Origin of the sequence: Endozoicomonas sp. ALB032 (assembly GCF_049310125.1) — a bacterium.
GTDB lineage: Bacteria > Pseudomonadota > Gammaproteobacteria > Pseudomonadales > Endozoicomonadaceae > Endozoicomonas_A.
The window spans coordinates 3,450,204-3,469,887 of record NZ_JBLYNW010000001.1 but is presented as its reverse complement, the minus strand read 5'-3'; the positions used below and the strand labels follow the sequence as shown (position 1 = coordinate 3,469,887).

18 protein-coding genes are annotated in these 19,684 nt (G+C 46.5%); 11 read left to right on the top strand and 7 right to left on the bottom strand.

What is annotated here, in order from left to right:
• Window positions 1-38 precede the first annotated feature (38 nt).
• Window positions 39-365: a hypothetical protein gene (locus ACO6VG_RS12980; RefSeq protein WP_422474262.1), complete on the bottom strand. Its 327-nt coding sequence runs from the start codon at window positions 363-365 to the stop codon at window positions 39-41.
• A 349-nt stretch (window positions 366-714) separates the two neighbouring features.
• Between ACO6VG_RS12980 and ACO6VG_RS12975 the strand changes: the two genes are divergently transcribed.
• On the top strand, window positions 715-1,728 hold the full coding sequence (locus tag ACO6VG_RS12975; protein WP_422132667.1) for an IS110 family transposase: 1,014 nt from the start codon (window positions 715-717) through the stop codon (window positions 1,726-1,728).
• Between the two features lie 359 nt (window positions 1,729-2,087).
• Here the strand turns inward: ACO6VG_RS12975 and ACO6VG_RS12970 are convergent, their stop codons facing one another.
• Both ACO6VG_RS12970 and ACO6VG_RS12965 read right to left on the bottom strand, forming a co-directional pair.
• Window positions 2,088-2,564 (bottom strand): hypothetical protein, encoded by a 477-nt coding sequence (locus tag ACO6VG_RS12970; protein ID WP_422474260.1) that lies wholly within the window; start codon window positions 2,562-2,564, stop codon window positions 2,088-2,090.
• Between the two features lie 332 nt (window positions 2,565-2,896).
• Complete coding sequence (locus ACO6VG_RS12965; RefSeq protein ID WP_422411359.1) at window positions 2,897-4,297, bottom strand: TolC family outer membrane protein; 1,401 nt, start codon at window positions 4,295-4,297, stop codon at window positions 2,897-2,899.
• Between the two features lie 241 nt (window positions 4,298-4,538).
• Between ACO6VG_RS12965 and ACO6VG_RS12960 the strand changes: the two genes are divergently transcribed.
• The 4 genes from ACO6VG_RS12960 (at window position 4,539) to ACO6VG_RS12945 (ending at window position 6,886) form a co-directional block, all read left to right on the top strand.
• Complete coding sequence (locus ACO6VG_RS12960; RefSeq protein WP_422411357.1) at window positions 4,539-5,189, top strand: cupin domain-containing protein; 651 nt, start codon at window positions 4,539-4,541, stop codon at window positions 5,187-5,189.
• Window positions 5,190-5,215: 26 nt separating this feature from the next.
• The gene (locus tag ACO6VG_RS12955) at window positions 5,216-5,656 is read left to right on the top strand and encodes a DUF1249 domain-containing protein (protein WP_422132663.1); all 441 of its coding nucleotides are present in this window, start codon (window positions 5,216-5,218) and stop codon (window positions 5,654-5,656) included.
• 101 nt (window positions 5,657-5,757) lie between these two features.
• Window positions 5,758-6,540, top strand: a complete 783-nt coding sequence (gene cpdA, locus ACO6VG_RS12950; RefSeq protein ID WP_422411355.1) for a 3',5'-cyclic-AMP phosphodiesterase — start codon at window positions 5,758-5,760, stop codon at window positions 6,538-6,540.
• A 91-nt stretch (window positions 6,541-6,631) separates the two neighbouring features.
• Entirely contained in the window at window positions 6,632-6,886 is a 255-nt protein-coding gene (locus tag ACO6VG_RS12945; RefSeq protein WP_422132661.1) for a hypothetical protein, read from the top strand.
• Window positions 6,887-6,933: 47 nt separating this feature from the next.
• Here the strand turns inward: ACO6VG_RS12945 and ACO6VG_RS12940 are convergent, their stop codons facing one another.
• Window positions 6,934-7,701 carry an alpha/beta fold hydrolase gene (locus ACO6VG_RS12940; protein ID WP_422132660.1) on the bottom strand — a complete coding sequence of 256 codons (768 nt, stop codon included), beginning with the start codon at window positions 7,699-7,701 and terminating at the stop codon, window positions 6,934-6,936.
• 172 nt (window positions 7,702-7,873) lie between these two features.
• Here ACO6VG_RS12940 and ACO6VG_RS12935 point away from each other — a divergent pair, with 172 nt between their 5' ends.
• Window positions 7,874-8,782 carry a hypothetical protein gene (locus tag ACO6VG_RS12935; protein WP_422474258.1) on the top strand — a complete coding sequence of 303 codons (909 nt, stop codon included), beginning with the start codon at window positions 7,874-7,876 and terminating at the stop codon, window positions 8,780-8,782.
• Between the two features lie 69 nt (window positions 8,783-8,851).
• Here the strand turns inward: ACO6VG_RS12935 and ACO6VG_RS12930 are convergent, their stop codons facing one another.
• The 3 genes from ACO6VG_RS12930 to ACO6VG_RS12920 form a co-directional block, all read right to left on the bottom strand.
• Complete coding sequence (locus ACO6VG_RS12930) at window positions 8,852-9,685, bottom strand: thymidylate synthase (RefSeq protein ID WP_422132658.1); 834 nt, start codon at window positions 9,683-9,685, stop codon at window positions 8,852-8,854.
• 39 nt (window positions 9,686-9,724) lie between these two features.
• Window positions 9,725-10,594, bottom strand: coding sequence for a prolipoprotein diacylglyceryl transferase (gene lgt / locus ACO6VG_RS12925; RefSeq protein ID WP_422132657.1), 870 nt, complete (start codon window positions 10,592-10,594; stop codon window positions 9,725-9,727).
• Between the two features lie 132 nt (window positions 10,595-10,726).
• Window positions 10,727-11,515, bottom strand: a complete 789-nt coding sequence (locus tag ACO6VG_RS12920; protein ID WP_422132656.1) for a sulfite exporter TauE/SafE family protein — start codon at window positions 11,513-11,515, stop codon at window positions 10,727-10,729.
• A gap of 372 nt (window positions 11,516-11,887) precedes the next feature.
• Between ACO6VG_RS12920 and ACO6VG_RS12915 the strand changes: the two genes are divergently transcribed.
• The 5 genes from ACO6VG_RS12915 to ACO6VG_RS12895 all read left to right on the top strand — a co-directional run bounded on the left by ACO6VG_RS12915 (window position 11,888) and on the right by ACO6VG_RS12895 (window position 19,500).
• Complete coding sequence (locus ACO6VG_RS12915; protein ID WP_422132655.1) at window positions 11,888-12,784, top strand: lysophospholipid acyltransferase family protein; 897 nt, start codon at window positions 11,888-11,890, stop codon at window positions 12,782-12,784.
• Between the two features lie 394 nt (window positions 12,785-13,178).
• Window positions 13,179-14,597: a glutamate decarboxylase gene (locus ACO6VG_RS12910; RefSeq protein ID WP_422132654.1), complete on the top strand. Its 1,419-nt coding sequence runs from the start codon at window positions 13,179-13,181 to the stop codon at window positions 14,595-14,597.
• 87 nt (window positions 14,598-14,684) lie between these two features.
• Entirely contained in the window at window positions 14,685-16,271 is a 1,587-nt protein-coding gene (gene gadC, locus ACO6VG_RS12905; RefSeq protein WP_422137295.1) for a putative glutamine/gamma-aminobutyrate antiporter GadC, read from the top strand.
• Window positions 16,268-17,206: a glutaminase A gene (gene glsA, locus ACO6VG_RS12900; protein WP_422474256.1), complete on the top strand. Its 939-nt coding sequence runs from the start codon at window positions 16,268-16,270 to the stop codon at window positions 17,204-17,206. Before gadC ends, glsA begins: the two co-directional genes overlap by 4 nt.
• A 371-nt stretch (window positions 17,207-17,577) precedes the next feature.
• A complete protein-coding gene (locus tag ACO6VG_RS12895; protein ID WP_422132651.1) occupies window positions 17,578-19,500 on the top strand; it encodes a PrkA family serine protein kinase in 1,923 nt (640 codons plus the stop codon).
• Window positions 19,501-19,684: the final 184 nt, after the last annotated feature.

Below are 19,684 nucleotides of genomic sequence, written 5' to 3'. Positions count from 1 at the left end.
ATCATGGCTCACTGTGTTCGCCACCTTTGCTAAAAGCATTAGCTGCCATGCCAGTTGTCAGCGCTCAAACTGTCTTCCAGCAAACAAAATTCAGAATAACCGGCTTTGTAAATATTTTTTACTATTTCTAAATATTTTGTCTTCAGCATAGCTAGAATAACATTGGAACTGTACATTGGAAGTGAGGATATGTACCCTTGTGTAAAACTATTAAAAGGGATTAACAGACATTCATGATTTCTTCCGCAATTTGCATCGGTGTCCAGCTCATCATAAAGATCAATCATATTTAATAGCCACAACCCTAATTCTTCTTTCACTTTAACTTCTCTTCCAATATATCTATTATCATCCGCTAAATCCAAGATATATATTTTATCTTTATCTTCATGATATTTTTCATTCCTGGTATTTCTATCACTAAGATGTAGCCTTACAGATCTATTTAATATGACATCTATATCGTGACTAGGAGCCTGACCGAGAATAGCGCCCGTAGCGAGGACGGCAGAAAATTGAGGATGAAAATTCGGTTTTGTGAGGAGAATAGCGAGCTATTTGACGAACAAAAGCGGATTTTCAGACCAATTTGCTGCCGCCGCAGTAGGGCAGTCTATTCTCGGTCTAATGGGATGGTCCGCCCCTCCTAAACGGCTTCAAATGAGCCAAAATGGAGTTAACCATTTAAACAGGATTAACCGGAGCGAACCACCCATGACTATTTCAGTACTTGGTATCGATATTGGCAAGAACAACTTTCACCTGTTTGGTGTTGATGACCAGGGTAGCAAAGTCATCAGAAAGAAGTTGTCCAGGAAGAACCTTTTGGAGTACGTGGCAAATCTGGAGCCATGCATTATCGCTATGGAAGCTTGTGGTGGTGCTCACTATTTGGCTCGGTTATTCAAGAACTATGGGCATACTGTCAAGCTGATTTCACCTCAATTTGTCAAGCCTTATGTCAAGACCAACAAAAATGACTACAACGATGCTGAAGCGATTGCAGAAGCAGCTTCACGGCCCAGCATGCGTTTTGTACCTGTTAAAACGTCAGAGCAGCAGGCCTGGCAACTTCTGCACCGCTATCGTCAACAAGCGGTTGATCAGAGAACTGCCCTGGTTAACCAGATCCGGGGGTCACTATTGGAAGAAGGTATTGTGGTTGCCCAGGGTATTGGTAAAGTTCGTGCACAGCTTCCACGAATTCTGGAAGATGCTGAAAATGGACTCCATTCGCTGACTCGTGAGCTGCTACATGGTTTATCAGAAGAGTTGGCCAGTCTTGACAAGCGTATTCAACAGTATGACCAGAAAATTCAGGAGCTGGCTGAAAACGACGACGAATGTCGTCGAATGATGACTATGCCGGGTATCGGAGCCATCACTGCCACAGCATTGAAGGCAGCCGTTGGTGATGCGACGTATTTTAAATCTGGTCGACACCTTGCCGCATGGTTGGGATTAGTTCCAAGACAGCATTCCACAGGCGGTAAGTCAGTCCTGCTGGGCATCAGTAAACGGGGTGATAAATACCTGCGCACATTATTGATACACGGCGCACGTTCGGTACTCCACTGCCTCAAAAATAAGGATGACCGCTGTAAAAAATGGGTTAGCCAACTTAATGAGCGCAGCAATCACAACGTTGCCGCCGTTGGTCTGGCTAATAAAATGGCTCGGATTGTCTGGGTCATCATGACCCGAAATGAAGTTTACAAGGCTGCATAATGAGGTAAAGGCGGCAGCGGCAAAGTAAAGCATAAGCTTAATCAAAGGGGAACCCCCCCCGCAGATTGCGATGAGCATGTACAGTTGATGGCAAACAGGTAAAAACCGGCAACCTGAAACCTGATAGGAGTCTTGGCCCTTGAGGCCGTCGGACTGATAAGGCCAGGTTGCGCGGATACCCATCAGGGCCAGAGGGTTAGACCTCATGAATAGGCCGTATATATGATTGCAGTTATCTTTGTTTGCTAATTAACAAAACAGGCTCTTGCAAAACGGGGCGGACCATATAAGGCTCCTAGGCTTTTCAGGGTCAAGATGATTAACTGATAAAACCTGCCCGTAGCGATAAAATGCTTTCTTCAAGGTTTCTTTTCGTTAAAATACTTACTGTAAATATCTGATAATGTTTCACCAGGAACCCAGGCATATCTGGCAACCAAATGTTTTTTATTTTCCAGAATAAAGGTTTCACCTTTTTCAGGAAATACCAGTTCTGCATTTTTTAAACCAAGCCATGAATAATTCTTATATTCTTTCTTTAATTTCCACTCAGTATCAAAATGAGTGTTTTCACATGACTCGCAGTCTTCTCTTGTAATTTTAACAAACCATCTTTTGTTCAGAGATATAACAGAAAAGACTTTTTCAACCTGGCCGCCAGAAGTCTTTATTTCTTCTATCTCTTGTAAATGATCATCGAAAAGTATTCTGACGGCATCATAGTATGAGTTAACTTTTCCAAAATCTGGCAATTTTGGAAGCCCTTTAAAATCTGCTTTTAAAGAAAAAGGATACATCAAGCAGAACAGAAATATTACCAGATGCTTTTTAAACATTTTTTCGACTCAAGTATTTTTATTGTTATCGGTATTTCAAAAAATAGCTTTACCACTCAACCTCAAGGCAGCCAAAAAGTGAATTAGATGCTCTTGCCAGGCTTTTATTGTCGACGGTCATCTCATCAATAGGGGAGTCTAAACTACTGACTGCATCATTAAGTGGTGATGTATTAGCATTGTATGAATACAAAATAGAGATAATAAAAGTAATTCGAGTTATTACACTTGCTCTGTGATTTTTAACGCTTTAGATCTATGGATAAAATAATAGCGCTGAAACCAGCGCTATTATTTTATTATCCAAGCCTGTTTAAACCAAAATGTCTCTGTCAGTTAGCACGACACTGGGCAGGAATGGACATCTCCTCTGAAGACACTATCCAGTTATTCAGCTGGGTAAGGTCTTCCGGATTCAGGGTACCTGCTGTCTGCTTCAGCTTCAATGTGTTCACGATAAAGTCGTAGCGGGCATTCAGGTAATCACGCTGGGCAGCAAACAGTGTCTTCTGGGCATCGAGAACATCGGTAATGTTACGGGTACCAACTTCATAGCCGCTCTCTGTCGCTTTCAACGCACTTTCAGAAGAGACAATACCCTGACAACGGGCTTCTACACGAGCGACATCAGAATTGACGGTGCGGAACAGGTTACGGGTACCGGAGTTAATCTCGCGCAACGCCTTGTCGTAATTCTGCTGAACCGATTCCATCTGGTAAGTCGCCTGGCGAACCTGAGAGCTGGTTGCACCACCGGCAAACAGTGGCAGGGTAAATTTAACGCCTACTACGGTTTGGTCACCATCACCTGTCATCATTGCGCCGGTATTGGGATCAAATCTTTTGGCAGAGTCAGCATCACTGGAGTTGTAGTTATAACTGGCAAAAGCATCAACTGTAGGTGCATGTCCTGACTGCTTGGCCTTGATATTGCTCTCTGCTGCCTTCAGGCTTTCACGCGCTGCCTCGAGCTTCAGGTTATTCTTGAGCGCGCTGTTTACCCAGTCATCAGAGCTAGCGGGCGTGGGAGCAGTGACAGGCATGGTCTTGTTCAGCTTGCCAATGTCCCGAACATCTTTATTGATGATTGTGCGCAGCGCTTCATAAGACACCGAGAGGCTGTTTTCACCATCAATCCGGGCCACCCGGGCGCCGTCGTAGCGCGCCCTGGCTTCGAGAACATCAGTCTCCGCAATAAGACCCACATTATAACGTTCACGAGCCTGATCCAGCTGCTGTTTAACCGCTTTTTCTTCGGCTATGGAGGTGATCAGACTGTCTTCAGCTCTAAGCACATTGAAGTAGGCTTCTGCAACCCTGAGAATAAGATTCTGTTGCTCATAGCTAAAAGTGACTTCCGCCTGGGCACTTTGAAACTTGGCGGTATCATAACCAAACCAGCTGGCCATATTGAATAATGGCTGGCTTAAAGTGGCTCCCCAAGTATGAGAGTTATAGTCGTCTTTAACGTCACTGACTGTTGCCTCGAGGGATGTTTTGTTGTACTGAGTTCCACCCGACAAAGACAAATTGGGCAGCAACAGGGCTCTTGCCTGGGTGCTACCTTCCTGAGTCGCCATCATATCGGCACGTGCAGCGGCCAGCTGGGCATCATTTTTCAACGCCAGATTATATACTTCCAGCAAGTTGTATTCAGTCTCAGCCGCTTGGGCAGACATAATTGAGCTGGCCAGGGCTGCCAGTAAAAAGCCTTTAAGATAAGTTTTTGGCATATCTCCAGTTCCTTGAAAAATGGGCCCGAAAGCCGAACAATAATGTCGGTTTACCCGTTGTTACTCAAGCGCAACTCGCTGAATTTACACTAGTTTACCTGTCGTCAAAAGCAATAAACTCAATGTGAAAAGATTTGAACTGGCTTCTTAATACAGGCGACCATGAATCCAATAATTGTTTGATCAGGAAACCGACACCGAATGGTCATCCATTGTCTTATAGTTAAACAGGTAATATTCCATGCTGAACATGAACTTTAAGGAATCCGTTGTTATTCAAACCGAAAATCAGCAGTGGCAACCAAGCCCCGCCAGTAAAGTGTTCCGTAAGCCACTGGCTCGGGAAGATAAGGAGTCAGGACATGCCACCAGCATCGTTCAGTATATTGCCGGTGCCAGTTTTCCTGCGCACCCTCACCCGAATGGTGAGGAAATTCTGGTACTCTCAGGAACTTTTTCCGACGAAACGGGAGATTTTGGTCCAGGTAGCTATCTGCGAAATCCACCAGGCAGCCAGCACGCGCCTTTCAGTAAAGAAGGCTGCGTGATATTCGTGAAGCTATGTCAGTTTGATCCGTCAGACAGGCAAACTGTTCGAGACAATATGTTCGAAGCCCTGGGCCGGAATGATTCAACCGGTGTTGCTGAAGTGTTTCTATATCAGTTTAAAGATGAGAAAGTTTCTACCCTCAGAATTCCTGCAGGGAAAACCCTGTCTCTGCAAGACAGGTCTGGAGGACTAGAAATACTGGTTATTTCTGGTAAGCTTTCGACGGCTTCAGGAGACTGGCCTGCTGGCACATGGATACGAACCCCACATTTTAATTACGATCTTGAACCGGCAACGGAAGACACTATCGTTATGATCAAGACTGGTCACCTTCCTCTTTAGCACGGCCATGCACTACAATTGAGCATATGGACACCAGGACAGAAAAGGCTCGCTACAAAGCCGACCTCATCAAGCAGCAAAACTTGTGTGAAAGGAATTTTCATAAACTCATGCTTCTGCTGCCCGATCTTGAGCAAAAAGATAACGTTGCTCTTTCATTTTATTTCGCTGGCAAGAAAGGACAGGCATGGTTTCAGGTGCTCGAGCGGGCTCCTTTTACGACCGTTCTGCAAGTCGATCTGGATGCAGCCTGGGGTGAGTGGCTGAGGCTGCCCGAGTTCCGAATCCGAATTTATCTGGATGTCAGAATGGCCGAGATCATCAGTGTCAATAAAGAACGACACTTCAAGGCTATCTATCCTTATCCCAATGAAAAGATGCTCATGCCTGACGAAAAGGAACAGTTGAATCAGCTTTTTTCCGAATGGCTGAACTTCTGTCTGACTCATGGTTTAAGTCAAATCTGATATGAACTGAAGACGTGCGAAGAGTGACTGCTTTATTCTGGCCTCCCTGATAAAATTATGAAGAAGACTCGCTGCACCCATTATGAATTATCAGAGGACCTATGACCGGAATACGCATCATTCAGTTAACGGATACCCATCTGTTCGGCTCTTCTGATCGCAGATTGATGGGAGCAGACACCAATCAGAGTTTTCTCGACGTTTGGGAGAAGATTCAATCCTCGTCCTTTAACCCGGACATTTTCCTTGTCACCGGAGACCTTACCCAGGACGAGAGCCTGGAATCCTACCAATCGTTGAAAACGGTTCTGGATACCAGTGAGAAACCTTATCTCTGGACTTGTGGAAATCATGATGATGCTCAACTGATGCAACAGGTCAGCCCGCAAGCCATGAGTCCTTATCTGGATTCAGGCTCCTGGCAGATCATTATGCTTAATTCCCAGATTCCGGGGCAGGTTCCGGGCTTTTTATCGGACAAAGAGCTCCAGCTTCTGGAAAAACACCTCTCTGAGACCCCGCATAAACACACACTGGTGGCTTTTCACCATCCGGCCTACATCATTGAGAGTCAGTGGTTGGACGCTATCAGCCTGAAGAACGCTGAACAGTTTATGAGCCTGATCCAGTCATACTCCAATGTCCGGGTGGTTATCAATGGTCATATCCATCAGGAACGGGATCAGACCATCAAAAATACCCGGTTTCTTTCTACCCCTTCTACTTGTGTCCAGTTCAAGCCTGAGTGCGATAATTTTATGCTGGATGACCGCTGGCCAGGCTATCGAGAGCTTGAGCTAATGCCTGATGGCACCTTACATACACGGGTGGTTCGACTGGAAGGCTACTCTTTAAAACCGGATCTCACTGCTAACGGCTATTGATAACCCCCTTCAATATCAGCATTTTTTATTAGAACCCTGACTGTTTTTTTCTAGATTGATAATTAGGAGTAGTAAAAAAGGAAGTAAGATTATGTCCAGGGTTAGGTCAATGCAGTTCGATGACCAGGATAAGATCTTTTGGGATTCAGGTCAGGAATTCAGAAAGAGACAAACCGCCAAGGAACGCTGCAAGCAGAGAAAGAAGAAATCCATTCGACAAGGCATTGAAGATTATTGGGATAAAAAGTCCCTCCGTCAAAACCTCGCCGATTCCCACGACGATTTAGATGACGATGACGATTACAGTCAATGGGATGACATAGAGGGTGAACAACCCAGGCATTGAAGTTGATACAGTAAAGCCGCCCGTCTGAGGCGGCTTTTCTTGTTACTTCAGGATTCAAGAAAGCGCATCAAAGTACGAGCGACCAATTCTGGCTTTTCGGCATGCAACCAATGTCCTGTACCGGCAATTTCTCTCATGGCTGCTTTTGGAAATCGTTTAAGTACTTCTTCCCGGTGTTCTGCGAGAATGTAATCCGAGTTACCGCCTTTCAGGAATAATACATCACCTTCAAAAGACTCCTTTCCGGAATGACCCGCAGAAATATTCAGGTAGTTATGATGAATCGCTTCCAGGTTCATTCTCCAGCGGTAATTTCCCTCGTCATTGCGATAAAGGTTCTTCAGAAGAAATGTTCGAACAGCCAACTCTTCTACATGCTGGCGCAGAGCATGATCGGCATCGCCACGCTTCTGTATAGTCTCAAGATCAACAGCAAACAAACCTGCAAAAACATCGTCGTGCCGTCGCACCCTGTAATGCACGGGAGCTATATCCATAACAGCCAGCTTGTTTACCCGCTCAGGGTGAGTCAAAGCCACTTCCATAACGACTTTACCGCCCATAGAGTGTCCTAGCAGGTGTGCTTTCTCAATCTGCTGATCATCCAGGTACTCAACGACATCGGCAGCCATGACAGGATAATCCATTGCATCATCATGGGGAGAGCGACCATGGTTGCGTACATCCAGACCGTGTACCATGAATCTTTCTGCAAGCTGCCGATTGATAGCCCCCAGGTTTTCCTGTGATCCAAATAATCCGTGCACACTAACCAGGTGCTCACCTTCTCCCTGTTGTCTGGCATACAATTTCATGGGTTATTTAATCTCTCCTTCGTCTTGCAGCGATCCACGCAGGATAAGGCATCATACTGGTTGACCACGTGGACATTGTATTTCCTTAAGATACTTTATCAGTATGGTCTTTCTTCAGTAATACGGAAAAAGCCTAAGACACTCCCTCAGACGTAATGCTAGTCTGAACTTTATGACTTCACTATCTGGTAAGGACACCATTATGAAAGGCTCTCAATGGCTCCGCGGCCTCTTAATCTCGGTATTTTGTCTGCCTGCCTGGTCTGCGCCCCCCTTAAAACCCGAACTGCTCTCCGAGCAGGTGCAGGCAGACAAAGAAGGGTGGTGGAAAACTGGTTTCCTGGTTGGCACGGTTTCCTCAAAAGGCTGGGAAGTGGGCTTTATCTGGGAATCCGGAGAGCTGGAAGTTCTGGCAGGGAAAGGCACCTTGAATGGCACAAACTACCCAGCCAAAACCTACGAGGTATCGGTACAACCTGAATTTTATTACCTCTGGGACAAACTGAGAGTTTCCAGGAAACCTTTAGTGATCAGATACCAATATCCATTTTGGTCTAACCCCTTCGCTACTAACAGTGGTTATCGAGTGATTGATGTCCAACCGGTTGAGAGCAGCTTTTCCAAAACGCCTTCATTTACACAATACCCTAATGGCATAGATTTAAATCCGACGATAAAAAATTCAGGAACCTACACTCAGCGGCAAACATTCGGCCTGGTGCTCCATGTAGCCCGTTGGCTACTGAACCACAAATGTACGGTATACCTTCATTTGGGTGGCACCGCCAGGAGTCTGAAAAGCAGGCCGACTTATAAACCGTCTCTTGAATACAATGTCGATAAGCGTGAATATGAACACAGAACGGTTTTAACCTATGAAACTTATGAAGTAGAAGTGCCTAACGTTGTTAAGTTATACACGGACAGCGAAGCCATTTGTCGCTATGCAGAAGATTCCGCTATATCGCAGTCAGAAGTCTATGTTGAATACTATGGAGTAAAAGCCCAGGCTGATACCGCGACGTTCTCAATCCTCAACTCCATCCATGTTGCCCCCCCCTTCGACGAAGAAGAAAATTAATGATTCAATCTGACGTAACAACGGCCTCTGGCCTGATACGTCAGAGCACTTGAAAACCTCGAAAACTGATTAAACCGAAACAGCCGCCCTGATATGAGGATGAGCCTGGTAATCAACCAACTCAAAGTCATCAATAGTAAATTCAAACAGCTCCCTGATGACAGGATTCAACTTCATTGTTGGCAAGGGAAGTGGCTTGCGGGTTAGCTGCTCTTCTGCCTGTTCCAGATGGTTGGAGTATAGATGGGCATCACCAAAGGTATGAACAAAATCCCCCAGCTCCAGGTCACAGACCTGGGCAATCATCATGGTGAGTAGTGCATAAGAGGCGATATTAAAAGGCACACCCAGGAAAATATCAGCACTGCGCTGGTAGAGCTGGCAGGACAGCTTGCCGTCCAGAACATAGAACTGAAACAGACAATGACAGGGAGGTAAGGCCTGCTTACCCATCGCGGCATTGTCTTTAGGGCTGAACTTTACGTCCGGCAGCACACTGGGATTCCAGGCACTGATGACCAGCCTTCTGGAATCTGGATTGGTTTTTATTTCATCCAGCAGCCACTGTATCTGATCAAACGTTTCTCCGTTTACACCTTCCCAGCTCCGCCACTGCTTGCCATAAACAGGGCCCAGATCACCTTCGTCCGTCGCCCATTCGTCCCAGATTCTGACACCGTTTTCCTTCAGATAGGCGATATTAGTGTCGCCCTTCAGGAACCAGAGCAGCTCATGAATAATGGAGCGCAGGTGGCACTTCTTGGTGGTAACCAAGGGGAAACCTTTCGACAGATCAAAGCGCATTTGATAACCAAAAACACTGTAGGTTCCAGTGCCGGTCCGATCAGATTTGAAAGTTCCTTGCTCTTTTACATGACGCAGGAGATCAAGATACTGTTTCATGACATTGATCCTTTATTTTATTAACGCTCATGGCTGTTATTAACGCTCATGGCTGACTTCCTTAGCGGGCTTGGGTTTATACTTTTTCAACCAGGCCCGGTCATCCTGATTCTGACCATCCACCAGTGGGAACTTTTTATAGGCTACCACCATAAGCGCCACACCCAGAAAAATCATGGGCACTGTCAGCAACTGCCCCATGGTCATCCAGTCAAAAGCAATAAAGCCCAGCTGCTGGTCGGGTTGCCTTACGAATTCTACGCAGAAGCGTCCGATGCCATAGATCAACAAGAATAGTCCCGATACAGCCATACGGGGACGTGGTTTGGCCGAGAACCACCAGAGTGCTCCAAACAGGATGACACCCTCAATAACAAACTGGTAAAGCTGTGATGGATGTCTTGGCATCCGGGAGGGGTCTGTCGGAAATACCATAGCCCATGGAACATCAGTTACCCTTCCCCATAGCTCACCACCTATAAAGTTACCCAGACGGCCCATACCCAACCCCAGTGGAATGAAAGGGGCAATAAAATCCGTCATCTGAAAGAAGTTCTTGTCAATCCTGCGACCAAAGAGGAATACGGCCAGCAGAACCCCCAGCAGACCACCGTGGAAAGACATGCCACCTTCCCAGATACTGAATAGCCAGAGCGGATTTTGCAGAAAATAATCAAAGTTGTAGAACAGCACATAGCCCATGCGCCCACCTACTATGACCCCGACAGCTATGTAGAACAATAAATCCCCGATTTGTTCGGGATTCCATAAGCCGTTTGATTTCCTGGCTCTCTGGACCGCAAGCCACCAGCCTCCGGCAAAACCCACCAGATACATCAGGCCGTACCAGTGGACTTTGAGTGGCCCAAGGCTGATCGCAACGGGATCAATTTGAGGATATGGGATCACAGGAGGATTCCGGATAGTTCTCAAGGTTTGCTATTACACACCCCTCTCTCTCAGTTCGAGTGGAGTGCCATGGATACGAGTTGGACCAGTGTATCAGCTGTACAGAGGAGTGAGCCAGCTGGCCGGACTCTTTTACATTGAGAAAAGAAACTTAAACCCTACTATCACTAGCAGGAGAGCAAAGAGTTTTTGCAGCTTTTCGGAAGGCAGCTTATGGGCTAACTGAGCGCCAAAGCGGGCGAAGAGCATACTGGTCAAGACAATGCCAAGAAATGCCGGCCAATAGACATAGCCAGTGCTCATCGTCGGCAGCAGCTCGTTTTCCCAACCCAGAAACATGTTCGCAGCAGTTCCCACAAGAGCAATCGGTAAACCACATGCAGCAGAAGTCCCCACCGCATCAGTCATTGAGAGATTGCACTTGCGCAAAAAGGGTACCGACAGGCTTCCACCCCCGATGCCAAACATACTGGAAGCCCAACCGATGACACCTCCAGCTGCCACCAGTATTGGTCGTGCCGGTACCTTGCTGCTTTCAGAAAGCTTGAAGCCAAACCACATCTTTGCAGCCACTGCCAGGGCAAATGCCCCAATAAGTTTCTGAAGCATAGAACCTGACATCTGGATCGCTGTGTAAACCCCCAGCCATGAACCCAACAGAATCCCCAGAGCCAAAACGCTGAAAACAGGCCACTGAACAGCACCCTTGGCATTATGAGTCCTAATGGAGCTGACTGAAGTAACAACAATAGTGGCAAGCGAGGTACCCACAGCCAGATGAGTGAGAATATCGGGAGATAATCCTTGCAGTTCGAAACTAAATACCAGCACCGGAACAATTATCAGCCCTCCACCAATCCCGAACAGACCGGCCAGAGTCCCGGCCAGAGCACCGAGCAGCAGGTAGGAAAGAAAAATCATTAAACAACTATCCAGCTAAGCAGCCTCAAATCAGGAATCCTGTTGTGATTACCCATAGCCAAGGCCAACAAATATTATCAGGGCAGCATTCCTTGATGGAATGAAGAGTGACCCTTATTGTAAATAAAATCAACAAGTAAATTAACTAGAAAACAGCGATTTAGCTCATCTCTTTCAAAAACATAACCCGACGGGAAGCTCATTAAGGCTCAACACAATGACCGCATTTAATACAGCATCTAAGCAACTTCCCTGTATGCGGGGCGTTGTGCAACATAAACAACAAAGTACAAATTTTGCCCATCGACTGGTAATAAAGCATTCCTTCACCTAATCTGGTTGTCACAATTTTTTTACATAACAAGAATAAAAATGGCGATACTCTTAAAGTCCGGCTGGAAGGACTCAGTGTTGGATCTCTTAATCGGGCTCTTGTCCCGAACGCCTCAGGTGCTTTATTCTGTCATAGGCCTGATATTTTCTTACGTCTTGCGAGCTAAAAAGGGGCATATTGCCCGAGCGTCACTACAACTAGCTCTATTGCCTGTATCCGAGAAGACGCATAAACAGATCATTCGACAGTCTGCACGTCACACCGTTGATTATATTCTTACCCTGCCTTTTCTTGATAAAGTGCCTTATCTGCTCAACAATCAGGATGTCATTGCCCGCGCCCTTTCAGAAAACAAGGGTGTGGTTGTACTCTCTCTCCACTTGGGCCCTCCTGATTTGGGAACCCTGGCACTCTCACAACGGGGTTTACCGGCAACTACCCTGATTGGTTCAGGAAAGCAGTCGCCTTTGACTCATAAGTTCGGAAAAGCATTTCTTTTGAGGGTCGGCATTGAGCCCATTGTGAAAGGTGACCCCACTGCCCTGCTTCAGGCTCTGAAAAAGAAAAAAGCCGTATTTCTATACAGCGATCTCCGCTCAAAAGAGATGCCTGTAACATTTTTTGGACAGGCAACCCGGGCACCTGCCTGCGGAATCATGACAGCTCATCTTCTAAAAACTCCCGTTCTCTTTCACTACTGCACGTTTGAAAATAATCAATGGCAGTTGCATTTTGAGCCTCTGCCACTGACCCGAACCGGTAACAGAAAACTGGACACCCAGCACGACCTTCAACAACTGATGCACAGAATGGAACAGGTGATCAGGGAAAACCCCCAACTTTGGATATGGCATTACGACCGGTTCAAGTTGAAAAACAAGATTTACGGGAACAAAAGCATTTCATTATCTTCAACCAAGCCGGATGTATCATAAAATCGACTAGTGCGAGTATAGATGGCTCAAGATCAGTCCCCTGAACGACAGCTCTCCTTACGAATTCAACGTTCAATTTTTTTCACTGGTGACTGTCTGACAACGCCCTTTATGACAACTTTCCATGACTGGCAAAAGCCTGTGATAATGGCGAGTTGTTCGATTAAGTTAAGGGTATTCATTGCACTGCTCTCAGTTATTCACTGATGGCGCTTTTCAGGAGATAAAAGTGTTACCAAAATTGCATTTAAGGGTATTGCTCGGGGCCGACTTTTCGTAATCTTTTCGTCATCTCAGCCTACTTCCAAGAACTTTGCTATACTCTTGTTACCGTTTTATCCTGTCACGTCTAATGTCAGTTATCTCTCGTTTCCAGTGATTTGGAACTGCAGCCATGCCTCTTCACTCTATCCATCGAAGTTATAGCAGGGACTATCAAAAGACTGATGACGTCTACGCATCGTCTGATTTGTCCGTCAGTATGCCCAGGTACGAAATGCCGAAAACATCCGAAGATCCTCGGCATGCTTATCAGGTCGTTCATGATGAGCTGATGCTGGACGGTAATTCCCGTCAGAATCTGGCTACCTTTTGCCAGACGTGGGTAGATCCGGAGATTCATGCAATCATGGATGAATGTGTCGACAAAAATATGATCGACAAGGATGAATACCCTCAAACAGCAGAATTGGAAAGACGATGTGTGCATATTTTGGCTGATTTGTGGAATTCACCGGATGCAGCAAACACCTTGGGCTGTTCCACTACTGGCTCAAGCGAAGCTGCCATGCTCGGCGGTATGTCTCTTAAGTGGCGATGGCGTGAGCGGATGAGGCAACAGGGCAAACCTGTTGACAGGCCGAATCTTGTTTGCGGTCCAGTGCAAATCTGCTGGCACAAATTTGCCCGTTATTGGGATATAGAACTTCGTGAGATTCCAATGGAAGGCGACCGTCTTATAATGACTCCGGAAGAAGCCGTTAAGCGCTGCGATGAAAACACGATTGGTGTCATTCCAACACTGGGCGTCACCTTTACCTGCCAGTATGAACCAGTAGAGGCGGTTTGCAAGGCTTTGGATAAACTTGAGGAGGATACTGGTCTCAATATCCCGGTGCATGTCGACGCTGCAAGTGGGGGCTTTCTTGCTCCTTTTTGCCAGCCAGATTTACTTTGGGATTTCAGACTGCCAAGGGTAAAGTCCATCAACGCCTCCGGTCACAAATTTGGTCTGGCGCCTCTAGGCGTTGGCTGGGTCATCTGGAGAGATCATGAAGATTTGCCTGAGGATTTGATTTTCCGGGTCAATTATCTTGGCGGTGATATGCCAACTTTTGCTCTGAACTTTTCCCGTCCCGGAGGTCAGATTGCGGCTCAATACTATATTTTCCTGCGTCTTGGAAAAGAGGGTTATCAACGTATACAGCAAGCCTGTTATGACACAGCCCAATACCTCAGCAAAAAGATCGAAAGCCTGGGTTTGTTCGACGTAATCTACAATGGAAACGGCGGGATCCCGGCCATAAGCTGGTCACTGAAGCAGAACGTTAACCCCGGCTTTAACCTATATGACCTGTCGGATCGCATTCGCATCAGGGGCTGGCAGATTGCAGCCTATTCAATGCCAGCCAACCGTGAGGATCTGGTTATCATGAGGATTCTCGTTCGTCATGGTTTCAGTCGGGATCTGTCAGACTTACTGATTGATGACCTCAGACGTTGCCTTGATTACTTTGAGAATCATCCTGTAGAAAATTCGGGTAACGAAGGGGATTCATCGAGCTATAACCACACTGGCTTCAAGTCCAAATGACTCACCTCTGCTCAGGCTAGCCTGACTCTTTTATCAGACAACTCCCCCCTCCCAGGGTAACAATGTCTGGAATGAGGTAAACACCTTATGGCTGACAATTCCTCTACTGGAGTCAGTGTTAAGAAGTTCACAGTTTTTACACTGGCAATTATGAACATCGTTGCGGTAGTCAGCCTTCGTGGCTTACCCGCAGAGGCTGAATATGGGCTTAGTTCAGTTTTCTACTACATCTTTGCAGCAGTAGTCTTTTTGATACCGGTATCTCTTGTTGCCGCAGAACTTGCTACCGGCTGGCCTGAAAAAGGCGGTGTATTCCGCTGGGTTGGAGAAGCCTTTGGCCCGAGATGGGCTTTTCTGGCCATGTTTATGTTATTTATTGAAGTCAGTGTGTGGTTTCCTACTGCATTAACTTTTGGCGCAGTATCTCTGGCATTTGTTGGACCGGACCAAACCTGGGATCAGGCCCTGTCTTCCAATAAACTATTTGTGCTTGCTGTTGTTCTTGTCATCTACTGGTTGGCCACTTTTATCGCGTTTCGGGGCGTAGACGCATTCTCTAAAGTTTCGAAGTGGGGAGGGATGATTGGTACAATTATTCCAGCCGCTGCTTTGATTGTTTTGGGATTCAGCTACCTGTTCAGTGATCAGCCAATTCATATTGAACTTAAGTGGGATGACATTCTTCCTGACTTCACTAATTTCAGCAACATTGTACTGGCTGCCAGCATTTTTCTCTTTTATGGCGGCATGGAAATGAATGCAATCCATGTAAAAGAGCTGGATAACGCGTCAAAATCTTACCCGATGGCCATCGCCGTAGCCTCCATTGGAACAGTAGCGATATTTGTTTTTGGCACACTGGCTATTGGTTTTATTATTCCTCAGTCAGATATTAATCTGACACAGTCACTTCTGGTGGCGTATCACGATCTATTCAAGTGGGCAGGTCTGGGCTTCCTTGCCCCGATTACGGCCATTTGCCTTGCTATCGGGGTTCTTGCCGGCATTGTCACATGGGTTGCAGGCCCGTCTTCGGGTTTGTTAACTGTTGCAAAGGCAGGTTATCTACCACGGTTCTGGCAGCACACTAATAAGCATGATATGGCAACTCACATCATGTTATTCCAGGCTGGAATAGTCAGTGTTTTGTCCGTGCTCTTTGTGGTAATGCCTTCTGTGCAGGCTGCCTACCAGATTCTCAGCCAACTTACGGTTATTCTTTATCTCGTGATGTACCTTCTTATGTTTGCTGCGGCAATACATCTGCGCTTTACTCAACCCAATCGCCCAAGACCATACAGTGTGCCCGGTGGCAAAGGTGGTATGTATCTGGTTGCAGGCATTGGCCTTTTTGGATCAATGATTGCGTTTATCTTCAGTTTTATTCCGCCAAACCAGATTGCTATAGGAAGTCCAACCACTTTCGTGTTCATTCTGATCGCTCTTACCATCCTCTTTATCATACTTCCTTTTATCATTTATGCCTGTCGGAAGCCGCACTGGAAAGACGAGCATGCCGACTTTGCTCCGTTTACCTGGGAGATTGAGGGTACTCACCCAGGCATCCCCAATGAATCTGATACTCACACCACACACCTGACAAAACAACATTTTCAATGGTTACACAAGAAGAGGGCTGAGAATCAGGTTGAAATTAAAGGAGATCAGGCATGAGCTTCAACACAACTCAGTTACAGGATCTTGCCAATGAAGCCCTGATACTTGGCAAGGCTTGTCTTGATGGGAAAAATGCCGATTATATTCCGTTCCTTGCCAGCGTCCCTCCTGATTTATGTGCCATATCCATATCCTGCTGTGATGGAACAATCATTCATAGTGGTGATTACGATTATGCTTTTGCCCTTGAGTCCATCAGTAAGGTGTGCTCAATGTCACTGGCTATGCAACAAAAAGGCTCCGAAGAGGTTAGAAAAAAAATCGGGGCTGAGCCTACGGGGTTGCCATTTAACTCTGTTCTGGCACTTACAGTACATCAAGACAAGCCGCTGACACCTCTGGTTAATGCCGGTGCCATTTCTACTGTAAGCTTTATTAATGCTCCCGATAAAGAGTCACGCTGGCAGATGATCCTTGATTTCCAGAGGAAAATGATGTCCCAAAACGTTTGTCTCTCAGAGGATGTTAACACTTCCGAGCAAGAGACCAACTTTCATAACCGGGCCATCGCATGGTTATTGTATGCAGCAGACAACTGCTTCAGCGATCCAATGGATGCCTGTGATGTATATACACGTCAATGCTCAACTTTAGTTAGTTGTGATGATCTGGCAACCCTTGGCGGGACACTGGCTAATGGTGGGGTAAATCCGGTCACGAAAGAAAAGGTAATTGACCAGGCACATATCGCGCCTATTCTCGCAGAAATGACGATGGAGGGTATGTATGACTATTCCGGGGACTGGGCATTTCTGGTGGGCTTGCCGGGTAAGAGCGGTGTTGGCGGTGGCGTAGTGGCTGTTGTTCCCGGAATGATGGCCATTGCCGGATTCTCACCACCACTGGACGAGGCTGGCAACAGTGTTCGAGCCATGAAAATGATTAGTCATATTGCCAATAGCCTTGATCTTAGTGTTTACTGCCCACCTTGAGGTAAAGAGTGCTCAAGATCAAACTCCTGAACGACGGCTCTCCTTACAACTTCAACGTTCAAAATTTTTCACTGGTGACTGTCTGAAAACCCCTATAAGATAGATTGGCTAACTCTCTCGAAAATTATATTTTTCCTTTTTTATCAACAAGTTACCCTCCTCTACCCAGACAAGAAAAAGTCCGAAAAGAAGTAGACATTTATACGGATAGTCTCTATAACATTTACTGTGACCAACACACACAGAGCACTTATAAAGTTACAGTGTCGTGTGAATCGCAGTAACAATTCGCGTTCAAATTACAGTGCCCAGACCAACAATAAAATAAGTACGCCTATGATCATGGAGGTCGTGGCGAGGGGGAGCCGGATATGTCTATTTTTTCTCACTATCAGGAAAGGTATGAATCAACTCAGCAAGAGGAGATGAGCCTTCAGGAATACCTCGACCTATGCAAGAGCACCCCTGGTGCTTATGCCAATGCGGCAGAGAGAATGCTGTCAGCCATTGGCGAAGCAGACATTATCGATACGTCTCGTGACCCACGTCTGAGTCGTATTTTTTCCAATAAGTTGATCAAGCGCTATCCTGCTTTTGAAGAGTTCTATGGCATGGAAGAAGCGATCGAACAGATTGTTTCTTACTTTAAACATGCTGCACAGGGTCTGGAAGAGAAGAAACAGATTCTTTATTTGCTGGGTCCGGTAGGTGGCGGTAAGTCCTCTCTTGCTGAGCGTCTCAAAGCTTTGATGGAACTGAAACCATTCTATGCCATCAAGGGCTCGCCCGTATTTGAATCACCACTGGGTCTGTTTAATCCCGACGAAGACGGCAGGATTCTAACCGAAGAATACGGCATTCCCGGCCGCTACCTGAAATACATCATGTCTCCCTGGGCGGTTAAACGCCTGCACGAATTTGGTGGCGATATTTCCAGATTCCGTGTTGTTAAAGTCTACCCTAGTCGTTTAAATCAGGTGGCTATTGCCAAGACTGAGCCAGGTGATGAGAACAACCAGGACATTTCCAGCCTGGTTGGCAAAGTAGATATCCGTCAATTGGAAGAATTCTCTCAGGACGATCCGGATGCCTACAGTTTCTCTGGCGCACTGTGCCGTGCCAACCAGGGTGTGATGGAATTCGTGGAGATGTTCAAGGCACCTGTAAAGGTTCTACACCCACTGTTGACTGCCACTCAGGAAGGTAACTACAACTCTACAGAAGGTATGGGGGCCATTCCTTTTGAAGGTATCTTGCTGGCGCACTCCAACGAATCCGAGTGGCAGACCTTCCGTAACAACAAGACCAACGAAGCATTTATTGATCGTGTCAACATCGTTAAGGTTCCTTACTGCACACGCATCAATGAAGAAGTGGGTATCTACGAAAAGCTGCTTGAACACAGCTCTCTGAAAGATTCGCCCTGTGCACCTGACACTTTGAAAATGCTGGCCCAGTTCTCTGTTCTGTCCCGCATCAAAGAGCCCGAGAACTCTTCCGTTTACTCCAAGATGCGGGTCTATAACGGTGAGAACCTGAAGGACACCGACCCTAACGCCAAGCCTCTGCAGGAGTATAAAGATTCAGCCGGTGTTGACGAAGGCATGGACGGACTCTCTACCCGCTTTGCGTTCAAGATTCTGTCCAAGGTCTTCAACTTTGACTCCACCGAAGTCGCAGCCAACCCTGTGCACCTGATGTACGTTCTGGAACAACAAATTGAACAGCAGCAGTTCCCGGATGAATTGACTGATCGCTACATGCGCTTCATCAAGGAATATCTGACACCCAAATATGTTGAGTTCCTGGGTAAGGAAATTCAGACCGCATACCTGGAGTCCTACTCCGATTATGGGCAGAACATCTTTGATCGCTACATCACTTACGCTGATTTCTGGATTCAGGATCAGGAATTTCGTGATCCCGATACCGGACACATTCTGGACCGCAGCGCCCTGAATGACGAGCTGGAAAAAATCGAGAAGCCTGCTGGCATCGCGAACCCGAAAGACTTCCGTAACGAAGTGGTTAACTTTGTTCTGCGTGCCCGAGCCAACCACGAAGGCAAGAACCCAAGCTGGTTGAGCTACGAGAAAATGCGTGCGGTGATCGAGAAGAAGATGTTCTCCAACACAGAAGATCTGCTGCCAGTGATCTCCTTTAATGCCAAAGGCTCGAACGAAGACCAACGCAAACACGCAGACTTTGTTAAGCGCATGGTTGAGTATGGATATACAGAAAAACAGGTTCGCCTGCTGTCCGAGTGGTACATTCGGGTTCGTAAGTCACAGTAAGTCATGAGCCCATTTGCGGCCCATGGCAGCGTTCTTGATTAATCACCACAGCGCCTTTGCGGGCGCTTGTGCATCTTGTTTAATTAGGAAAAATGGTCATTGTTCAAAGAACGACATGGCCATGGCACCAGGAAAATAGTTCTGGATAGAACAAGCAGCCAGGGCTAAGCACCCAAGGAGAGCG